The organism is Rhodococcus sp. APC 3903, assembly GCF_030407755.1.
GTDB classification, from domain to species: Bacteria; Actinomycetota; Actinomycetes; order Mycobacteriales; family Mycobacteriaceae; genus Rhodococcus_F; species Rhodococcus_F erythropolis.
On record NZ_JASDCV010000008.1, the window covers coordinates 105,421 to 124,827 of the forward strand.

A 19,407-nucleotide genomic window follows, 5' to 3' on the forward strand; every position below is an offset into this window, starting at 1 on the left:
TCCGAATTCGCGTAAGTCAGCCCTTCGGTGCCAGGAATCCGACCTTGTCATAGACAGCGGCGAGAGTGCGTGAAGACACCTCACGGGCGCGGTGCGCTCCAGCCGCGATGATGCGATCCAGCTCTGCCTCGTCGGCAAGGTAACCGTCGACCTTCGCCTTGAGTGGGGTGACGAACTCGGTCAGCACATCAGCGGTATCGGTCTTGAGGTCGCCGTACCCCTTGCCCTCGTAACCGGCCACCAGAGTCTCGATCGGCACTCCCGAGAGAGCCGACTGAATGGTGAGCAGGTTGCTGACGCCCGGCTTGGCCTGCGGGTCGAAACGAATCTCGCGCTCGTTGTCGGTGACGGCCGACTTGATCTTCTTTGCCGACACCTTCGGATCGTCGAGCAGATTGATCAGTCCGGCCGCACTGGCGGCGGACTTGCTCATCTTGGCGGTCGGATCCTGCAGGTCGTAGATCTTTGCCGTGCCCTTGATGATCTGCGGCTCGGGAACAACGAACGCCTTGCCGTAGCGGGTGTTGAACCGGCCGGCCAGATCGCGTGCGAGTTCGAGGTGCTGACGCTGATCCTCACCCACCGGAACTCGCTGCGGGCGGTACAGAAGGATGTCCGCGGCCATCAGAACCGGATACGTGAACAAACCAACACTGGCGTTGTCGCTGCCTTGCTTGGCGGACTTGTCCTTGAACTGCGTCATACGGCTGGCTTCACCGAAACCGGTCATGCAGTTCAGGACCCACGCCAACTGTGCGTGCTCGGGAACCTGACTCTGTACGAACAGCGTCGCCCGATCCGGATCGATCCCCACCGCAAGGAGCTGAGCCACCGCAACCTTGGTGCGACGACGCAATTCCTTCGGGTCCTGCGTCACCGTGATGGCATGAAGATCCGGAATGAAGTAGAAAGCGTCGAAATCGTCCTGCAACGGAACCCACTGCTGCAGCGCACCCAGGTAGTTGCCGAGGTGGAAAGAATCCGACGTCGGCTGGATTCCGGAAAGCACGCGAGGCTTTGCGGTGGGCTTCTGTTCTGCAGGGGTCGACATGGTTCCGATCTTTTCACGAGTGGAAATCAGTGCAGTGGCGTGGTGCCCGGGTAGTCGAGTTCGACGAGGTCTTCACCGTGGGTGGTGAGGTCCTCCGCACCGAACTGGTAGACGGTCCGGAAAACGACGGGTTCCCATTCTTCGGTGTAGAAGTCCATCGTTTCGCGGAACCACTCCAACTGATCCTGTTGCTCGGACAGTAGAGAACCCGCACCTCGGATCACAACTACATATCCGGCGCCGAGTCCGAGTACGTCGTCGAGATCGCGCATGACATCGTCGAAAGCGTCTTTGTTGCGCCCGAAGTGGGACGGAAACTGGAAGGCTGCCGCGAACTCGTCGAAGACCTGCGCCGTTGTTCGCATGTTCTCTCCGCGAACCACCCGAACGACAAAATTCTCGCCACGAAGTTCACGTGCAAGATCATCCGCAACGGCCGGGTCGCTCTGCAGGGCCACCGAAGCCACATCCGAAGACGGATCCAGCCACTGCGCCACGCTGACCGTAGACGAGTCCGACATCAGCGAATCCTCACAAACGTGTCGTAGTGATCGAGGGTGTACCACGCCGAACCGTCGTTACCGGTGACGATTCGCTCGGCATCACGACCTTGGCCGTTTTTCTTCGCGTTGACGTCCCATTCCTGATAGACGACACGTCCGCCACCGGCACCGACAGCGGGCAGACGCCCTTCGCTGTTGCGGAAGGTGATGCCGCCCTTGGTGCCCGGCGCATTGGCGGAATCCGGCCACCGCCCGGCGTCGATCTCCACGAGCGTGGCGAGAACGCGCGTCGGCGCATCGCTGTTCGTCTGCTGCGTTGTCTTGACGGCGGAGCTGGAGGGCGCGGAGCTGGAGGGCGCGGAGCTCGACGGCGCGGCCTTGGTGGTAGCACCCGGCTTGGCTTGAACAGTCGAGGACTGGGCACTCGAGGACTTCGCAACCGACGACGCCGAACCGTCGGAGTCACGTGAAGAAAGGGTGACCGCCAGTACGAGCGCCACCACCGCCACCACGACGGTGATGATGGCGTTGCGCGTCTTTGCGCTCGGCATTTTCAGTCCTTCAGGCACGAGCGCTCCTACCGGTACGAGACGGTGACAGGCGCATGATCCGACCAACGGAGGTCGTAGGACTCAGCGCGTTCCACGATGGCAACCTTGGCCCGTTCGGCGTATCCGCGGGTGGCAACCTGGTAGTCGATACGCCAACCCGAATCGTTGTCGAATGCCTTGCCGCGGTACGACCACCACGAGTACGGACCGTCGACACCCGGATGGAGGGTGCGGAAGACATCGACCCACGCGGAATCTTCGGCGAACAGCAGATCCATCCAGGCGCGCTCCTCGGGGAGGAATCCCGAAGACTTCTTGTTGGTCTTCCAGTTCTTGAGGTCGAGTTCGGTGTGCGCGATGTTCCAATCGCCGCTGACCACCACGTGACGATCGGCAGCCTCGGCCGCCGCAGCGGTGGAGGCGAGGTGAACTGCGAAGGACGCCATGAACCGCTCCTTCTCCTCCTGCTTCGGCGTGAGCGCCTCACCGGAGGGCAGGTACAGGCTCGCGACGGTCAGATCCGCGAAGTCGGCTTCGATGTATCGACCGGCGTCGAGAAACTCGTCGTCGCCGTGACCGATCCGCACCGCGTCAGGTTCCGTGCGTGAAAGCACCGCGACTCCGTTGCGTCCCTTCGCGGACGGCTCGGCGGAGACGAGGAACCATCCGTTGCCGAGCGCTGGTTCGAGAGTCTCGCGAAGCTGATCGTCCGACGCACGCGTTTCCTGAAGGCAGATGAAATCCGCCGACGTCTTCTCCAGCCAATCGAGCATGCCCTTGCGGGCAGCTGCTCGAACGCCGTTGACGTTCACGGACGTGATGGTGTGGGGCGCAAGAATGTGGGAGTCAGCAGTTTGTGGCACGGCAAGCACCGTAGCCGATTCCACCGACGCGGATGGGCGCCCAGGTCAGCGCACGGCCCTACGCTGCAGAATCACCGCAACCGCCAGCACGACGAGACCCGCGACGGCCAGCAACGACCCAACCGCTGCCGGTGCGGTATACCCGTAACCGGCAGCGATGACGACGCCGCCGATCCACGCTCCGAAGGCATTGGCGATGTTCAGCGCGGCGTGATTGAGAGACGCAGCCAAGGTCTGAGCGTCCTCGGCGACATCCATCAACCGTGTTTGAAGGCCAGGAACCATCGAAGACCCGGCAAGCCCGATGAGGAAGACGAAGACAAGCGCCGTGTACGGATTGCGCACGGCGATCACGAAGACCGCGAGGATCACCACGAGGGATCCCATCGACAGGAACAAACCCTTCATCAGTGCGCGATCCGCGAGGTATCCACCGACGAAGTTGCCGGCGACCATGCCCAGTCCGTACAGCATGAGCGCCAGAGGAATGAACGAAGCACCGAGACCGGACACGTCGGTGAGCGTCGTACTGATGTAGGTGTAGACGGCAAACATCCCGCCGAATCCGACCATTCCCACGATCAGGGTCATCCACACCTGAACGCGGCCCAGCGCCCCGAGTTCGGTGATCGGATTCGTCACCGGCATACCGTCCAACCGCGGAATCCAGACGAACAGCGAAGCAACGGTTGCCACCCCGATCACGGCGACCAAGGCGAAGGCGCTGCGCCAGCCGAGTGCCTGGCCGATCCAGGCCGCGACCGGCACCCCGATCACATTGGCCACGGACAGACCCATCATCACCATCGCCACGGCCTTCGCGCGTTTACCTGGTTCGGCCAAATGAGCGGCGACCAGTGCGGCGACTCCGAAGTACGCGCCGTGCGGCAATCCAGCGACGAATCGAGCCATCATCTGCGTCGTGTACGAGGGCGCAAAGACCGAAGCGGCATTGCCGACGGTGAATGCGACCATGAGTGCGATCAACAGGGTGCGGCGCGGTACCCGTGCGGTGAGAGCAGCGATCAGCGGAGCACCGACGACAACCCCGAGCGCGTACGCCGAGATCACGTGACCCGCGATGGGTTCCGAGACGCCGAGCCCGGATGCCATTTCCGGGAGCAATCCCATGGCGACGAACTCGGTTGTGCCGATACCGAAACCGCCGAGGGCAAGAGCGAGCATCGCTGGACCTCTGGCGGAACGAACCCCGGGTGTCGAGGTGTCAGAACGGGAGAGGGTAGACGAAGTCACTGATCAATTGTGGTCTCACACCTGGTTGAACTTCCAAGTGAGAGCGGGTGAGTTCACTCACGTGAGACCGCGAACACAAATGGGACGCCCGGTTTCCCGGACGTCCCATCAGAAGGTGAAACAGTGAATCTACTTCGCGGCCATGGCCTTCTGCAGGTTCACGTCGAGTGCGCCGAGGAACTCCTCGGTGGTCAGGTAGCCCTGATCGCCGCCGACCAGCATCGAGAGGTCCTTGGTCATCTGGCCGCTTTCGACGGTCTTGATGACAACGTCTTCGAGCGCCTGCGCGAAGCCGATGACCTCAGGGGTGCTGTCGAGCTTGCCACGATGCTCGAGCCCGCGGGTCCACGCGAAGATGGACGCGATCGGGTTGGTCGAGGTGGGCTTGCCCTGCTGGTGCTGACGGTAGTGACGCGTCACGGTGCCGTGAGCAGCCTCTGCCTCACAGGTCCTTCCGTCCGGTGTCAGCAGAACCGACGTCATGAGGCCGAGCGAGCCGAAGCCCTGGGCCACGGTGTCGGACTGGACGTCGCCGTCGTAGTTCTTGCATGCCCAGACGTATCCACCCTCCCACTTGAGTGCGGAAGCGACCATGTCGTCGATGAGGCGGTGCTCGTAGGTCAGACCTGCGGCATCGAACTCAGCCTTGAACTCGGTCTCGTAGACGTGCTGGAAGATGTCCTTGAAGGCACCGTCGTACGCCTTGAGAATGGTGTTCTTGGTGGACAGGTACACCGGGTAGTTCTGCTGCAGTCCGTAGGTGAGCGACGCGCGAGCGAAGTCACGGATGGACGTGGTGAAGTTGTACTGCCCCTGGACGACGCCGCCCTCTTCGGGGAAGTTGACCAGTTCGTGCTCGATCGGTGCGCTGCCGTCCTCAGGCGTGTAGGTGATCATCACCTTGCCGGGGCCGGGGACCTTGAAGTCTGTGGCGCGGTACTGGTCGCCGAATGCGTGACGGCCGATGATGATCGGCTTGGTCCAGCCCGGAACGAGTCGCGGAACGTTGGAGATGATGATCGGTGCGCGGAAGATCGTGCCGCCGAGAATGTTGCGGATCGTTCCGTTCGGGGAACGCCACATCTTCTTGAGACCGAATTCCTCGACACGTGCCTCGTCCGGCGTAATCGTGGCGCATTTGACGCCGACGCCGTGCTTCTGGATCGCGTGCGCTGCGTCGATGGTGACCTGGTCGTCGGTCTCGTCGCGGTACTCGATACCGAGGTCGTAGTACTCGAGGTTCACATCGAGATACGGATGGATCAACTTGTCTTTGATGAACTGCCAGATAATGCGCGTCATCTCATCGCCGTCGAGTTCGACGACGGTGCCCTCAACCTTGATTTTGGACATGGGTGCTTCGCGTCCTCCTAGGAAGTTTCCCTGGTTACACGGTTGCGGTCACACTTTGTGAGTGGGTCCGCGAACGGTTCGATTATCAAACCTAGACGGTGTGGACTGATCTCGGGAGATGAGTCCCAAACAAGACAAGCGTACTGCTAACCCGTGAGGCCGCAACCGGCAGGTCCACCCATCGGTCTCTACTCGCGAGTAACTTTTGCCTGCTAGTGGGCTGCGCCGCTCTGTCTCGCGTGCGGTTGCGGCTCACAATTCGCCCCGCGTCAGGACTGCGCTCACTTCCCGGTAGAATCCGACTTGGTCATGAGTGCCAGCGTCAAGCCCCGGCTCGCTGGACGGCAACCCTCCAACCGCGGTGGGGTGCCCCGGGTGATGACCAGGTTTCCCGACGTGGATCTGCTCACGCAGTTCCACCGCAATTCGGGTGACAAGCGCGGGTCCGACAGGGACGGACCCCAGACCGGGCCGAGCCCCACGGAGGTAACTCAGTATGTGTCGCACTTGTAGATAGACCCCAGCACGGGGCGGCGATCCTTCGCCCCCGTCCGACATCTATCCGTCAGACCACTGGAGTGAACAAATCATGACCGACAACACAGCCGACGCCGCAGCAACTTCTGATCCGACCGCGAACTGGTCGTTCGAGACCAAGCAGGTGCACGCCGGGCAGACAGCGGACACCGCCACCAATGCGCGCGCTCTGCCGATCTACCAGACCACCAGCTACGTCTTCGACAGCACCGATCACGCTGCGGCACTGTTCGGCCTCGCCGAGCCTGGCAACATCTACACGCGGATCATGAATCCCACACAGGACGCCGTCGAACAGCGCATCGCCGCCCTCGAAGGCGGAGTCGCCGCACTCCTCCTCTCCTCGGGCCAGGCTGCCGAAACCATCGCGATCCTCAACATCGCCGAAGCCGGCGACCACATCGTCTCGAGCCCGTACCTGTACGGCGGCACGTACAACCTCCTGCATTACACCCTTCGCAAGCTGGGCATCGAAGTCACCTTCGTCGAAGATCCCGACAACCTCGAGCAGTGGCGCGAAGCCATTCGCCCGAACACGAAGGCGTTCTACGGCGAGACGATCGCTAATCCCAAGAACCACATCCTCGACCTCCCCGGCATCTCGTCGCTGGCCCACGAGAACGGTCTTCCGTTGATCGTGGACAACACAGTCGCGACGCCGTACCTGCTCCGCCCACTCGAACACGGCGCCGACATCGTCGTTCACTCGGCCACCAAATACCTTGGCGGACACGGCACCGCGATCGCCGGCGTGATCGTCGACGGCGGCACCTTCGATTGGACGCAGGGTCGCCACACGAACTTCACGACGCCTGATCCCAGCTACCACGGCGTCACCTTCGCAGACCTCGGCGCGCCGGCGTTTGCACTCAAGGCGCGCGTCCAACTGCTACGCGATCTCGGCTCCGCCGTGGCGCCGTTCAACGCGTTCCTCATCGCGCAGGGCATCGAAACCTTGAGCCTGCGCATCGAGCGTCACGTGTCCAATGCCCAGAAGGTCGCCGAATTCCTCGACGGCCACGGCGAGGTGGCCTCCGTTTCCTACGCGGGACTCCCCTCCTCGCCATGGTTCGAACGCGGAAAGCAGCTGACGCCCAAGGGAACCGGCGCCATCGTCACCTTCGAGCTGCCCGGAGGTATCGATGCGGGCAAGACGTTCGTCAACGCCCTGACGCTGCACAGCCACGTCGCCAACATCGGCGACGTTCGCTCACTCGTCATCCACCCCGCCTCGACGACACACTCGCAGCTCACCCCCGAAGAGCAGCTCGCCTCCGGTGTCACACCCGGACTCGTTCGCCTCGCGGTCGGTATCGAAGGAATCGACGACATCATCGCCGATATCACCGTCGGCCTGGCTGCGGTGGCAAACTCGTGACCGTGAACGAATTGGAGCCCAGGATCGACCTCCTTCCCCCGCCCGACGGCCAGGTGGGGTTCGTCGACATCGGCGCCCTGGAACTCGAGAGCGGCGCGGTACTCCCCTCGGTTTCGCTCGCCGTTCAGCGGTGGGGTGAGCTGTCCCATAACCGCGACAACGTCGTACTCGTCGAGCACGCACTGACCGGAGACTCACACGTCACCGGACCGATCTCCGCAAATCAGCCCTCCCCCGGTTGGTGGAACGGGATGGTCGGCGCCGGCGAACCGATCGACACCGGCGAATGGTGCGTCATCGCAACCAATGTCCTCGGTGGTTGTCGCGGCACGACCGGTCCCAGTTCGCTGGCCGACGACGGCAAGCCGTGGGGCAGCAGGTTCCCGGAGATCTCCATCCGGGATCAGATCGCGGCGGAGAAGAAGCTCGTCGATCTCCTCGGGATAGACCAGTTGGCCTCGGTAGTCGGCGGATCCATGGGCGGCATGCGCACCCTCGAATGGGCAGTTACCTACCCGGACAGCATTCGCTCCGCGTTGGTTCTCGCAACCGGTTCACGGGCCACTGCAGATCAGATCGGCACCCAGACGACGCAGATCGCTGCCATCGTCTCCGATCCGGATTGGCAGGGCGGTGACTACCACGGAACGGGGCGGGTACCTCGCGCCGGACTCGGGATCGCCCGTCGCATCGCGCACCTGACGTACCGCACCGAGTCCGAACTGGATGCACGCTTCGAGAACTCCGCTCAGAACGACGAAAATCCTTGGAACGGTGGACGATACGCCGTCCAGAGTTATCTGGAACATCAGGCAGACAAGCTGGTCGACCGCTTCGACCCGAGCACGTACGTCCTCCTGACCGAAGCCATGAACCGGCACGACATCGGTCGTGGACGCGGCGGCGTTGCAGCGGCGTTGGCATCGATCACGGCGCCGGTCGTCGTGGGCGGCGTGGACTCGGATCGGCTGTATCCCCTTCGTTTGCAGGAGGAGATCGCGGACGGCATTTCGACGTGCACTGGCCTCGAGATTCTCAAGTCCAGAGACGGCCATGACGGCTTCCTGACGGAGGCGGACGCTGTCGCCGGACTGCTTCGCCGAACGATGGAGTTCGCACGCACGGCCCGCTGATCCGGCACAGAGGCACAATTTCAGGATCCGTCAATGTCGGGAAAACCACAGCTGATCTGCAGGTTTTCCCGACATTTTCATTGGCGTCCCTGAGCCGGCGCGGCTAGCATCGGCGAACGTGAATCAGCCATGCTCGACGCGCCTGCAGGCTACGTACATTCCCGAGCACATGACATTCGCGTTCTGGGGTGACACAGATCCGGCAGCGCGTCTGTCGGCGCTGGGGATGCCGACGGGATCGCCGGGCATCTGCCGGCTGGCGATCCCGGTCGACGAGTCGATCACAGCGACCGACGTCGAAGCGCAACTGCTCGACCTCGCCACCGCGATCGACGCCTTGCACACCCTCGATGCACGTCGCGACGACCTCGGACCGTCGTTGCTCGCATGGAAGCGCGTCATCGACACCGGCGCACATGACATTCCGACTGCAGCGCATGCCGCGATCGAGCGCGACGACACGAGAATCAGAAGCGCCCGGTCCACGGTGCGGTTGTTCACGGATGCGCGCGCAGCCGTGGAGAGTCTTCGCCGAGCAAAGATTCAGGCGACATTGCGCCCGTATCAAGTGCACGGAGTTGCCTGGCTGACTGCACTGTCGGGTTCGGGCGGTGGAATCCTCGCCGACGAGATGGGTTTGGGCAAGACACTGCAAGCGATTTCGATGATCGCGATCCGCGCCGACGACGGTCCACACCTGGTTGTGTGTCCCACTTCGGTCATCGGAAACTGGCGCCGCGAGATCGAGCGATTCGCTCCGCATCTAACACTGCACGTTCATCACGGGACCGCTCGCGCACTTCCCACTCGTGTTCCTGCCGGCGCCACGGTGCTGACCAGCTACAGCGTCTTGCGTTCCGACGCAGCACAATTGGCCCCGATCCATTGGAGTTCAGTGGTCTTCGACGAGGCACAGCAGATCAAGAACCCCTCTTCGCTGGCAGCGAAGGCCGCAATGCAGTTGTCGGCCGACGTCAAGGTAGCGATGACCGGCACGCCGGTGGAGAACCGTCTCGAAGAATTGTGGTCGCTCTTTCGCGTCGCCAATCCCGAAGTCCTCGGAACTCGCGCACGGTTTCGTCAACGCTTTGCCGTACCGATCGAATCCGGTCGATCGGCCACCGCGGCGACCAGGCTTGCCGCGGTCATCGATCCGTTCATTCTGCGCAGAACCAAAGACACAGTGGCCAAGGATCTTCCGCCCAAGCAATTTTCCACCGTCTCGTGCACTCTGACGTCGGAACAGGCGCGCATCTATCGGTCTGCAGTTGCAGATGCTTTCGACACCGGTTTGGGTACGGGAATTGCCCGGCGCGGCAACATCCTTGCGCTGCTGACCACCCTCAAGCAGGTATGCAACCATCCGGCGCAGGTCACCGGCGATACAGACGACCTCTACGGAAGATCCGGAAAGCTCGACCGCGCAACGGAAATGATTGCCGAGATCGTCGACGACGGCGATCGCGCGCTGATATTCACGCAATACCGGACGATGGGCGAGATGCTCTCACGGCACCTGGGCTCCGAGTTGGGAATCGGCGCAATCCCCTTCCTTCACGGCGGCCTGAACACCGACAAGCGCGACGCGATGGTCGACGCATTCCAGAACGACACGGATTCACCACCGGTTCTGATTCTGAGCTTGCGCGCCGCCGGCTTCGGCCTCAACCTCACGCGAGCAAGTCACGTCGTGCACTACGACCGGTGGTGGAACCCAGCCGTCGAGGACCAAGCAACCGACCGGGCACACCGCATCGGCCAGAAGCGCACCGTCAACGTCCACACCTTGGTGACGGGCGGTACCGTCGAGGATCACATCGCAGCGATGCACGAGTCCAAACGAGCTGTGGCCGATGCTGTTTCCGGGAACGTCGAGGCCGCCCTGGCCGATCTACCTGACACCGAACTGCGTGAACTCCTCGAACTCGACGGCGCGGTGATCATCTGATGGCCAACGAATTCGGTGTCACCGCTTGGGGTCGAGCATGGCTGCGCACGGTGGAGCGGACTGCGGCATCCGGTCCGAACCCGTCCCTGCCGACGGCACGTACCCTCGCACGCAACGGTTCCGTGGAGTTCACCGTGGTCTCATCGGGGACCGTCGTCGCGGAGGTGAGCACCAAAGCAAAAACTTCGTCGGTGACAATTTCTGTCCCGCTCTGGACCAAATCCGAAATCGCCGCAGTGAAGAGCCTTCTCCGTTCGGCGGGAAAGGCCAACAGATCCGTCTCCACCGGCGAACTGCCGGACAGCATCGTCACCGAACTGCAGGCTCGAAATATCGCAGTAGCCGTTGATCTTTCGGAGTGCACTGCCAGCTGCGACTGCTCAGGTCGACGCTCGCCGTGCGTTCACCATCTCGCCGCGATCTACGCCCTGGCCGGGCGAATCGACGAGGAACCTGCACTTGCGGTGACGCTGCGAAGTGCACCGGTCAAGGCTGGAAAGAAGTCGACATCCACAGATTCACCGGAGTGGATCCCCTTGAGTGATATCGACATTCGCTCGTTCTACGGGGACTGATCTTCTCAGTCGGTGCCGAGCGGATCGATGGTCAGGGCGAGCGTCGCGATCAACACACCCATCACACCCATCGCCGCAGTGTCGAAGACCCTTCCGCGCACCGCGAGCAACCCCACACGATTCTCGGGAACGAACCACCGAGCGGCAGCTCCGATGATGACGGCAACACCGAAGACGAGGGCGCCGCGACGCCACCGGTCGGCCAGCACGAGAACCACGGCCGCCGCGATCACGGCGAGGACCGCGAGCATGGGCAGATTCTTCTTCGCGAGGCCGACCAGTGAGGACATCGGACTCAGACTCCGGCCAGAACCCGCTCGGCGCGCTCGACCACGTTGGTGATCAGGAACGCGCGGGTCAGCGGTCCGACACCACCGGGATTGGGTGAGACGAAGCCGGCGACCTCGTTCACGTCGGCTGCCACGTCGCCGCGCAGGCCGTCGTCGGTGCGACTGACGCCGACGTCGAGGACCGCTGCTCCGGGCTTGACCATGTCTGCGGTGATGAGGCCGGGAACGCCGGCGGCAGCGACGATGATGTCGGCGCGGCGAACCTCGGCCGCGAGATCGCGGGTACCGGTGTGGCAGAGCGTGACCGTCGCGTTCTCGCTACGACGCGTCAGCAGCAATCCGATCGGACGACCGACCGTGACGCCGCGTCCGACAACCACCACGTGTGCACCGGCAATCGGGACCTCGTAGCGACGCAGAAGGTGGAGGATTCCACGTGGGGTGCACGGCAGCGGGGCTTCCTTGCCCAACACCAGTCGACCGAGGTTGACCGGATGCAAGCCGTCGGCATCCTTGTCGGGGTCGATACGCTCGAGGGCCGCGTTCTCGTCGAGGTGCTTGGGGAGCGGCAACTGCACGATGTAGCCCGTGCACTCGGGATTGGCATTGAGTTCGTCGATCGTCGCGTTGAGCTGTTCCTGCGTGATGTCGGCAGGCAGGTCGCGTCGCAAAGAATTGATACCGACCTTGGCGCAGTCGTTGTGCTTGCCGCGCACGTAAGCCGCGGATCCCGGGTCGTCGCCCACCAGGATGGTGCCCAAGCCGGGTGTGATGCCCTCTGCCTTCAGAGCGCTCACCCGCACCTTCAGGTCTTCGAAGATTTCGTCGCGGGTAGCTTTGCCGTCGAGGATCGTTGCAGTCACGGCGACCATTGTTCCAGGTTAGGGTCGATGAGTGACAACGGCTCCGGAACTACGCGGCCCGAGGGTGCTCCTCTCCCCCGTCGCGCCCGATCATCACGCCCGTCTGCGGGCAATTCACCTGCACCCGGACGTCGTGCAGTGGTGGCAAAATCCCGACGACGACTGGCCTGCAGCGCCGGAGGCCGGCACCACGCGCTACAGCATCTTCTACGGCGACCACCTGATCGGCTTCATCCAGTGGTATGAGGCGGAGGACAACCCCGACTTCCGCCACGCCGGGCTCGACTTGTTCCTCGATCCCGACTTTCACAGCCAAGGGTTCGGTCGCGAATCGATTCGCGTGCTGTGTGCCCACCTGATCGACGACCTCGCATTCCACCGTCTGGTCATCGACCCGGAAGTCGACAACTCCGTCGCCATCGCTTGCTACCGATCGGTGGGGTTCAAAGACGTCGGGGTGATGCGCGAGTACTCGCGAGATCGGCATGGTGTGTGGAAGGACGGACTGCTGATGGATCTGCTCGCACGGGAATTCATCCGCTGATCACAAGGTACGACCCGAAGGGACAGTCATCATGTTGCTGGACAAGGAATTCACGGCCACCTTGCAGAAGAGTGACGCCAAGGGTGGGTGGACCTACGTGATCTGGCCGGAGTCCGCCGAGTTCTTCGGCACCCGCGGCCTGGTCAAGGTACGCGGGACGATCGACGGACATCCGTTCCAGAGTTCGTTCATGGCGATGGGAGACGGCAACCACAAGCTGCCGGTCAAAGCCGATCTTCGCAAAGCGATCGGCAAGGCGACCGGCGAGATAGTGACAGTGCGCCTCGAGGAGCGCGTGGAGAGCTAGGCGCCTCTACTTCATGTCTACGACAAGACCGTGCGCCGACGCATAAGCCACCGCCTGCATCAACTCGATCTGGGCGTTTCCGACGGATGCGGACGTCCACAGGCTCGGATCGATCCGCGCACCGCGCAGATCTGCACCTTCGAGTTTGAGTCCACCCGTACGAGCACCGGACAGATCCGCCGACGCCAGCACCGCGCCCCGCATGTCGGCCCGAACCAGGTTCGCTTCACGGAATCGGCATGAGGTGAAGTCGATCTTCCTCAGGTCCGCCCCACCGAGTGAGGTCAACGAGAAGTCGACTTCGTCGAGCGTCAACGGCCGGATACGGCAACCGTCGAACGTCGACCCGAGCAGACTGCAGTTTCGGAACGTGCTGTGCCACAGGCTCGTCCGAGCAAAATTGCAGGAGCGAAACGCCGTTCCCGTGTGCACGGACTCCCCCAGATCGGTGCCGGTGAAGTCACAATCCGTGAACACCACCGACTCCGTCGTGAGTCCGGTGAGGTCGGCGTCTCGAAAATTGCAATTGGTGAAAGTGCGCTGACGCCACTTCTGCCCGGCCAGCCGCGCGTCTGAATAGTCTTCGCCGACGACGTCGTCGGATTCTTCGGGGAGCATGCCGTCCATACTGCCCCGTCGCACCGACACCGCTTCGATCGCCTAGGTCTCGCAGGCCACGCCGTCACCGTCACGATCAAGCTTGGACGAATAGCCGGGATCGCCGCGGTAGATCGGGGCAGCACCAGCCGCTCGCACCGCTGAGCAGTTGGCGTAATACACCCCTGCATCAGGCACCTTTGCCGGCGGCGGAACGTACGCGGGTTCCGTTGTCTTCGGCGGGGTGTACGCCGGGGCGGGCGGAACGTACGGCGTAGTCGTGGTTACCGGAACCTGCGGAACCAGCGGCACGATTGCCACGGTTGTCGTCGTCGGTGGCGGCACGATCGTTGTCGTCGTCGGCAAGAGGGACGAAGTCGTGGTCTTCGTCGTCGACGGGACCGTGCTTTTGGTTGTCGTCGCCGCCGCTGTCGTAGAAGAGGTCACAGCAGGCGTCGTTGATTCTTCCGACTTGCCCGCGCCCGTCGCCGCGGCGATGGCAACCAGCCCCACGACTGCTGCGCCGGCGATCCACGGCCACTTACGCCGCGTCTTGCCTTCCTCGGCGTTTGCGTCCGGCACCGGCGATCCGGGAGCACCGAAGACCTGGGTGGGAGTGCCGAAGGCTTGAGTGGGTGCGTCGACGCCCTTGGGCCGTGTCTGTGCAGTCCACTGCTGACCGTCCCAGTAACGGTCGATCGTGGGGTCGAAGGGGTCGGGGTTCCAACCGGCGGGAGGGTTCATCAAAATGTCCGTTCTGCGAAGAGTGCCGGAAATAGATTCGCACGGACTGGCCGGTTTGTTACCAATTCGCCCACACTTCCCGACCGGTCTTCTCACGGACGTGGGCACTGATACGTCGCCCGGTACAGTTCCTCGAGTGTTCCGAGTGATGTTCCACGAGCCCCGCATCCCACCCAACACCGGAAACGCGATCCGCATGGTCGCGGGCACCGGTTGCGAACTCCACCTGGTCGGCCCTCTCGGCTTCGACTTGTCGGAGCCGAAACTCAAGCGCGCAGGCTTGGATTACCACGATCTGGCGACTGTCACGGTCCACGAGAACCTTGCTGCGGCGTGGGAAGCCGTCACCCCCGCTCGCGTGTTCGCCTTCACCGCGCACGCGACCACGTCCTATGCCGATATCGCCTACCAACCCGGCGACGTCCTGCTGTTCGGGCCCGAGCCCACCGGACTGTCCGAAGAGGTATTGGCGGACGAACACATCACCGAGCGCCTGCGTATCCCGATGCTTCCCGGACGCCGGTCCCTCAACCTGTCCAACGCTGCCGCCCTCGTGACGTACGAGGCGTGGCGTCAGCACGGGTTCAAGGGCGCCGTCTGATCGACGTCAGTAGACGTCTCGGACGTACCGCTTCTCGGCCGAGAGAGCCTTCACGTACGCCTCCGCACTACGAGGTGCCAGTTTTCCGTGTTGAGCGACCACCCCGTTGAGGGCACTGTCGACGTCCTTGGCCATCCGGTTGGCATCGCCGCAGACGTAGAAGTGGGCGCCCTTCTGCAACCACTCCCACAGCAGCGCACCGCGCTCACGCATCCGGTCCTGCACGTAGACCTTGTCGGCTTGATCCCGGGAAAATGCGAGGTCGAGTTCGGTGAGGAATCCGTCTTTCCGCAATTCTTCGATTTCTTCGCGGTAGTAGAAGTCGGTCGCGGCGTGCTGTTCCCCGAAGAACAGCCAGTTCGGGCCCGTGTGCCCCAATGCCCGACGCTCATGCAGGAAAGCACGGAACGGCGCGATGCCGGTTCCCGGACCGACCATGATCATCGGGGTTTCGGGATCGGACGGTGGCCGGAAATGGGTCGACTTCTGCACGAAGATGCCGATGTCATCATCGTGGGCGTGGTCTGCGAGGTAGGTCGAGCACACCCCACGCCGTGGGACACCCGCGACGTTGTAGCGCACCGCGGACACCGTCAGCTGCACTTCGCGTGGGTTCTCCTTCGGACTGGAAGATATCGAATACAGCCGCGGCTGAAGCGGTTTGAGGAGGGAGAGCCATTCTTCCGTCGAGGCACGAACGGGCGACTGCGCAAGTACGTCGACGGACTGTCGTCCCCACGACCAGTCTTTGAGCGTGGAGATGTTCTCCGGCTTCATCAACTCGGCGAGGTCTGCGTCGCGAGTTCGTTGATGCACGAACCGAATCATCTCGCTCGAGATTCGAGTGATCTCCAGGCGTTCGGTGAGCGCGGTACGCAGGGTCATATCGCCGTACTGCCCCAGTTCGACGACCTCCTCACCGTCGAGGCCGGTGAGGGTGAGCCACTCGTCGACAAACGGAGAGCTGTTTCGGGGCCAGACTCCGAGAGCGTCGCCGGCTTCGTAACTGACCGTGTCGCCTGGAAGGTGAAAGCCCAACTGCCGCACGTCTTTGGAAGAGCCTGGCCGGTTGAGCACGACATTGCGCGTCAAGGCTGTGGTCAGCGGCGCCTTCTTGTTGTACTGCAGCGGCGCCGACATCGCCGGTGAAATCGGCGTGGCCGCAACGGTTGTCCCAGAATTCTTCTTAGCAACGACGACGTCGGCCGTCTCACCAGCCGCCGAGCGCTGAAGTTCAGCCGTGACAGAGTCCAGCCATCCAGCAGCGGTGTCCTCGAAATCGGGCTCGCAGTCGGCGCGATCGACGATACGACTGGCCCCCAGTTCAGCAAGGCGGGCGTCAAGCTTTCGTCCATGCCCACAGAAGTCGTCATAGTTCGAGTCACCGAAAGCGATGACTGCATACCGTGTCTCGGCCATGCGGGGCGCCGTGTCAGCAGCCAACGCATCCCAGAAACCGCTGCCGTTGTCCGGGGATTCGCCGTCACCGGAGGTACTGGTGATCAGCAGGACCTCCCGGGTGGCCACCAGGTCGGCGGCCGGGAACTCGTCCATTGCATGCATCACCACGGGCAAGCCAACTTCCCCGAGACGAGCAGCGCAGGCGGCGGCGAATTCTTCCGCGTTTCCGGTCTGCGATGCCCAGAGCACCACGATCGGCGCGCGTTCTGTCGCAATGCCCGGACCCGAGGACAACGCGGGCCCGTCGGTGACAGGGAGCGCGGTTCGCGAGTACAGACCGGCCAGTACACCGTCGACCCACATCCGCTTTTCGGCGTCGAACGGCGCCGTCGACGGCAACGTCGGGACCCAGGCAGTGCGATCCGCGTCCGCACGCAACGCGGCGAGAAGACCGGCCAGGTAGCTCTGCTGGAGCGCATCGAATACCACTGCAGGTGTTCCTGTTTGACCGATGACATCCGCGAGGACCTCGGTTCGCGACAAAGCCCGATCAGCTGGCGCGGAAGCCACCAGCGGCGCCTCGGCGAGCACTGTTTCAGGTGTGTTCACGGCGACCTTCGTCATAGTGACAGCACAGGCTTTGAACTCCGGTTGCTGCGAGGCTGGATCGATGGCGTCGTTGGTGACAGCGTTGATGGACAGATATTCGCCGAAGGCGTCGTTCCAGTGAAACGGGGCAAAGCAGTTCCCCGGACGCACTCGGTCGGTGATGACGGCCGGAAGCACAGCGCGACCGCGGCGTGAGGCAACCTCGATCGCATCCTGGTCGACGACGCCGAGCCTGACGGCGTCGTCGGGATGGATCTCGACGAAGGGACCTGGGTTGAGTTTGTTCAGCTTGGCGACCTTGCCGGTCTTGGTCATGGTGTGCCACTGGTGCGCGAGACGACCGGTGTTGAGCAGGAATGGATAGTCGTCGTCGGGCACTTCGGCGGGAAGCATGTGCGGCCGTGCGAAGAACATCGCACGGCCAGTGGCGGTGGGAAATGCGAGCCGCGGAGTGCTGCCGTCCTCGCGGATCAGGAGCCTTTGACTGACACCGTCATTGACGTATCGGATGGGATGACGGTCCTGATCACTGTCTGGCGGGCACGGCCACTGGACTGATGTCTTGCGGAGGCGCTCGTAGGTGACGCCGCGTAAGTCGTAGCCGGTCTTCGGATTCCAGAACTGCTTGATCTCTTCGAACACCTCTTCGGCACAGGTGTAGGTGAACGCCTCGGCATACCCCATCTCGCAGGCGATCCGGGCGATGATCTGCCAATCAGGCAGCGCCTGCCCGACCGGATCCAGTGCCTGCTGGAAGAGCGTCAGGTTGCGTTCGGAATTGATCATCACTCCGTCGGACTCAGTCCACAGTGAGGCGGGCAGCAGAACATCGGCGTATTCGTTGGTCTCGGTGCCCAGGAACGCATCCTGGGTGATGACGAGGTCAGCCTTCTCCAAGCCGTCGATGACGGTCTTTCGGTTGGCTACCGTTGCAACGGGATTGGTGCAGATGATCCAGCATGCCTTGATGTCACCCGCCGCCATGCGGGAGAACATGTCGATGGTGCCACCGCCGATGTCGGTGCGCAGCGAGCCTTGCGGGATCCCCCACCTCTCCTCGACGAATTCGCGATCGGCGTCGACGATCACGGCGCGCTGGCCGGGCAAACCTGGACCCATGTAGCCCATTTCACGCCCACCCATGGCGTTCGGCTGCCCGGTCAGCGAAAACGGACCGCTGCCGGGCTTGCAGATCGCACCGGTCGCAAGGTGAAGGTTGCAGATGGCGTTGGTGTTCCACGTGCCATGGGTGCTCTGGTTCAAACCCATTGTCCAACAGCTCATCCAGTTTGCAGCCTCACCGATCCACTGCGCTGCAGTGCGGATGTCGGCCTCGGGGATACCGGTGATCTCACTGACCTTCTCCGGGGTGTACTCCGCGAGGAAACTGGGCATCACCTCCCAGCCTTCGGTGAAGTCGGCGATGAAGTCAGGGTCGGTGTGGCCGTTCACCACGAGCAGGTGGAGTAGTCCGTTGAGTAGCGCGAGATCGGTGCCGGGAGCGATCTGCAGGAACAAGTTCGCCTTGTCGGCGGTGGCACTGCGTCGAGGGTCGACGACGATCAACTTCGCGCCTGCCTTGATCCGCTCCTGCATCCGCAGAAAGAGGATCGGATGGCAGTCCGCCATGTTCGCGCCGGTCACGAAGAACACGTCGGCGTGTTCGAAGTCCTGATAGGAACCGGGCGGTCCGTCGGCCCCGAGAGACTGTTTGTACCCGGTGCCGGCACTCGCCATGCACAACCGGGAGTTCGATTCGATCTGATTGGTCCCGATGAATCCCTTGGCCAGCTTGTTCGACAAGTACTGGGCTTCGAGAGACATCTGCCCGGACACGTACAACGCAAATGTGTCGGGGCCGTGCTCGTCGATGATTGCCCGTAGACGCTGGGCGGTGTCAGTGATGACGGCGTCCATGTCCGCGGCTTCGATCGCATCCCCTCGGCGCGGACGGCGATATGCAGAGTCCATTCGCCCTGGACCTGCGAGCATGTCTGCGGTCGTGGTCCCTTTGGTGCACAGACGCCCGAAGTTGGTGGGATGTGTTTTCAGACCGGAAGACTTCGCAGCCTTCCGGCGTCCCGTCTCCGGATCGGTGATGATGTCGAGGACAAGACCACAGCCGACCCCGCAGTACGCGCAGAGTGTGTCGACACTGGTGGTGGTGAGTTGAGCGCCCATCGATTCATGCATCCCTTCGACCGAGGATCAAGGTCGACTTCTATCTTCGGATGCAGTTGTTTCGGGAGTTCATGCTCGATGTTGCGTATCAATCACTCTTTCCTCACCGCGCCCTTCAGACCGA

The 19,407-nt window shown here is 62.8% G+C and carries 18 protein-coding genes and 1 riboswitch; of the genes, 7 read left to right on the top strand and 11 right to left on the bottom strand.

Annotated elements, in window-relative coordinates; all coding sequences use genetic code 11:
- Positions 1–16 precede the first annotated feature (16 nt).
- The 6 genes from trpS to QMA15_RS13505 form a co-directional block, all read right to left on the bottom strand.
- Positions 17–1,051, bottom strand: coding sequence for a tryptophan--tRNA ligase (gene trpS, locus QMA15_RS13480; RefSeq protein ID WP_279163721.1), 1,035 nt, complete (start codon positions 1,049–1,051; stop codon positions 17–19).
- Positions 1,052–1,077: 26 nt separating this feature from the next.
- Positions 1,078–1,572: a barstar family protein gene (locus QMA15_RS13485; RefSeq protein ID WP_019747663.1), complete on the bottom strand. Its 495-nt coding sequence runs from the start codon at positions 1,570–1,572 to the stop codon at positions 1,078–1,080.
- Positions 1,572–2,105, bottom strand: coding sequence for a ribonuclease domain-containing protein (locus QMA15_RS13490; protein ID WP_279163783.1), 534 nt, complete (start codon positions 2,103–2,105; stop codon positions 1,572–1,574). Before QMA15_RS13490 ends, QMA15_RS13485 begins: the two co-directional genes overlap by 1 nt.
- Before the next feature lie 26 nt (positions 2,106–2,131).
- Positions 2,132–2,977 carry an exodeoxyribonuclease III gene (locus QMA15_RS13495; protein WP_080909703.1) on the bottom strand — a complete coding sequence of 282 codons (846 nt, stop codon included), beginning with the start codon at positions 2,975–2,977 and terminating at the stop codon, positions 2,132–2,134.
- Between the two features lie 36 nt (positions 2,978–3,013).
- Entirely contained in the window at positions 3,014–4,153 is a 1,140-nt protein-coding gene (locus tag QMA15_RS13500) for an MFS transporter (protein ID WP_290285084.1), read from the bottom strand.
- Positions 4,154–4,351: 198 nt separating this feature from the next.
- Positions 4,352–5,575 carry an NADP-dependent isocitrate dehydrogenase gene (locus tag QMA15_RS13505; RefSeq protein ID WP_019747659.1) on the bottom strand — a complete coding sequence of 408 codons (1,224 nt, stop codon included), beginning with the start codon at positions 5,573–5,575 and terminating at the stop codon, positions 4,352–4,354.
- Between the two features lie 305 nt (positions 5,576–5,880).
- Positions 5,881–6,021, top strand: a riboswitch (SAM riboswitch).
- 143 nt (positions 6,022–6,164) lie between these two features.
- On the opposite strand from QMA15_RS13505, the gene QMA15_RS13510 reads away from it, so the two are divergent.
- The 4 genes from QMA15_RS13510 (at position 6,165) to QMA15_RS13525 (ending at position 11,146) form a co-directional block, all read left to right on the top strand.
- Entirely contained in the window at positions 6,165–7,490 is a 1,326-nt protein-coding gene (locus tag QMA15_RS13510; RefSeq protein WP_279163720.1) for a bifunctional o-acetylhomoserine/o-acetylserine sulfhydrylase, read from the top strand.
- Positions 7,487–8,623 carry a homoserine O-acetyltransferase gene (locus QMA15_RS13515; protein WP_279163719.1) on the top strand — a complete coding sequence of 379 codons (1,137 nt, stop codon included), beginning with the start codon at positions 7,487–7,489 and terminating at the stop codon, positions 8,621–8,623. Before QMA15_RS13510 ends, QMA15_RS13515 begins: the two co-directional genes overlap by 4 nt.
- 169 nt (positions 8,624–8,792) lie before the next feature.
- Positions 8,793–10,571 carry a DEAD/DEAH box helicase gene (locus QMA15_RS13520; protein ID WP_279163718.1) on the top strand — a complete coding sequence of 593 codons (1,779 nt, stop codon included), beginning with the start codon at positions 8,793–8,795 and terminating at the stop codon, positions 10,569–10,571.
- The gene (locus tag QMA15_RS13525; RefSeq protein WP_020969123.1) at positions 10,571–11,146 is read left to right on the top strand and encodes a hypothetical protein; all 576 of its coding nucleotides are present in this window, start codon (positions 10,571–10,573) and stop codon (positions 11,144–11,146) included. The genes QMA15_RS13520 and QMA15_RS13525 overlap by 1 nt, the downstream gene beginning before the upstream one ends.
- Before the next feature lie 5 nt (positions 11,147–11,151).
- Here the strand turns inward: QMA15_RS13525 and QMA15_RS13530 are convergent, their stop codons facing one another.
- Entirely contained in the window at positions 11,152–11,436 is a 285-nt protein-coding gene (locus QMA15_RS13530) for a DUF3017 domain-containing protein (protein WP_003940740.1), read from the bottom strand.
- Positions 11,437–11,441: 5 nt separating this feature from the next.
- Positions 11,442–12,299: a bifunctional methylenetetrahydrofolate dehydrogenase/methenyltetrahydrofolate cyclohydrolase gene (locus tag QMA15_RS13535; protein ID WP_007727401.1), complete on the bottom strand. Its 858-nt coding sequence runs from the start codon at positions 12,297–12,299 to the stop codon at positions 11,442–11,444.
- 31 nt (positions 12,300–12,330) lie between these two features.
- On the opposite strand from QMA15_RS13535, the gene QMA15_RS13540 reads away from it, so the two are divergent.
- Positions 12,331–12,843 carry a GNAT family protein gene (locus QMA15_RS13540; RefSeq protein ID WP_020969122.1) on the top strand — a complete coding sequence of 171 codons (513 nt, stop codon included), beginning with the start codon at positions 12,331–12,333 and terminating at the stop codon, positions 12,841–12,843.
- Positions 12,844–12,874: 31 nt separating this feature from the next.
- The gene (locus QMA15_RS13545; RefSeq protein ID WP_279163717.1) at positions 12,875–13,150 is read left to right on the top strand and encodes a DUF1905 domain-containing protein; all 276 of its coding nucleotides are present in this window, start codon (positions 12,875–12,877) and stop codon (positions 13,148–13,150) included.
- 6 nt (positions 13,151–13,156) lie between these two features.
- On the opposite strand, the gene QMA15_RS13550 is transcribed toward QMA15_RS13545, so the two are convergent.
- Both QMA15_RS13550 and QMA15_RS13555 read right to left on the bottom strand, forming a co-directional pair.
- The gene (locus tag QMA15_RS13550; protein WP_003940770.1) at positions 13,157–13,777 is read right to left on the bottom strand and encodes a pentapeptide repeat-containing protein; all 621 of its coding nucleotides are present in this window, start codon (positions 13,775–13,777) and stop codon (positions 13,157–13,159) included.
- Between the two features lie 33 nt (positions 13,778–13,810).
- Positions 13,811–14,491: an excalibur calcium-binding domain-containing protein gene (locus tag QMA15_RS13555; RefSeq protein WP_020969120.1), complete on the bottom strand. Its 681-nt coding sequence runs from the start codon at positions 14,489–14,491 to the stop codon at positions 13,811–13,813.
- Positions 14,492–14,627: 136 nt separating this feature from the next.
- On the opposite strand from QMA15_RS13555, the gene QMA15_RS13560 reads away from it, so the two are divergent.
- Positions 14,628–15,092 carry a tRNA (cytidine(34)-2'-O)-methyltransferase gene (locus QMA15_RS13560; protein WP_019747649.1) on the top strand — a complete coding sequence of 155 codons (465 nt, stop codon included), beginning with the start codon at positions 14,628–14,630 and terminating at the stop codon, positions 15,090–15,092.
- A 6-nt stretch (positions 15,093–15,098) separates the two neighbouring features.
- On the opposite strand, the gene QMA15_RS13565 is transcribed toward QMA15_RS13560, so the two are convergent.
- Entirely contained in the window at positions 15,099–19,283 is a 4,185-nt protein-coding gene (locus tag QMA15_RS13565) for a bifunctional nitrate reductase/sulfite reductase flavoprotein subunit alpha (protein WP_279163716.1), read from the bottom strand.
- Positions 19,284–19,407 lie beyond the last annotated feature (124 nt).

Excerpts from the sequence above, each read along its gene's own strand:
- trpS (WP_279163721.1), bottom strand. The coding sequence starts at position 1,051 with ATGTCGACCCCTGCAGAACAGAAGCCCACCGCAAAGCCTCGCGTGCTT.
- QMA15_RS13485 (WP_019747663.1), bottom strand. The coding sequence starts at position 1,572 with ATGTCGGACTCGTCTACGGTCAGCGTGGCGCAGTGGCTGGATCCGTCT.
- QMA15_RS13490 (WP_279163783.1), bottom strand. The coding sequence starts at position 2,105 with ATGCCGAGCGCAAAGACGCGCAACGCCATCATCACCGTCGTGGTGGCG.
- QMA15_RS13500 (WP_290285084.1), bottom strand. The coding sequence starts at position 4,153 with ATGCTCGCTCTTGCCCTCGGCGGTTTCGGTATCGGCACAACCGAGTTC.
- QMA15_RS13505 (WP_019747659.1), bottom strand. The coding sequence starts at position 5,575 with ATGTCCAAAATCAAGGTTGAGGGCACCGTCGTCGAACTCGACGGCGAT.
- QMA15_RS13510 (WP_279163720.1), top strand. The coding sequence starts at position 6,165 with ATGACCGACAACACAGCCGACGCCGCAGCAACTTCTGATCCGACCGCG.
- QMA15_RS13520 (WP_279163718.1), top strand. The coding sequence starts at position 8,793 with ATGACATTCGCGTTCTGGGGTGACACAGATCCGGCAGCGCGTCTGTCG.
- QMA15_RS13525 (WP_020969123.1), top strand. The coding sequence starts at position 10,571 with ATGGCCAACGAATTCGGTGTCACCGCTTGGGGTCGAGCATGGCTGCGC.
- QMA15_RS13530 (WP_003940740.1), bottom strand. The coding sequence starts at position 11,436 with ATGTCCTCACTGGTCGGCCTCGCGAAGAAGAATCTGCCCATGCTCGCG.
- QMA15_RS13545 (WP_279163717.1), top strand. The coding sequence starts at position 12,875 with ATGTTGCTGGACAAGGAATTCACGGCCACCTTGCAGAAGAGTGACGCC.
- QMA15_RS13550 (WP_003940770.1), bottom strand. The coding sequence starts at position 13,777 with ATGGACGGCATGCTCCCCGAAGAATCCGACGACGTCGTCGGCGAAGAC.
- QMA15_RS13555 (WP_020969120.1), bottom strand. The coding sequence starts at position 14,491 with ATGAACCCTCCCGCCGGTTGGAACCCCGACCCCTTCGACCCCACGATC.
- QMA15_RS13565 (WP_279163716.1), bottom strand. The coding sequence starts at position 19,283 with ATGGGCGCTCAACTCACCACCACCAGTGTCGACACACTCTGCGCGTAC.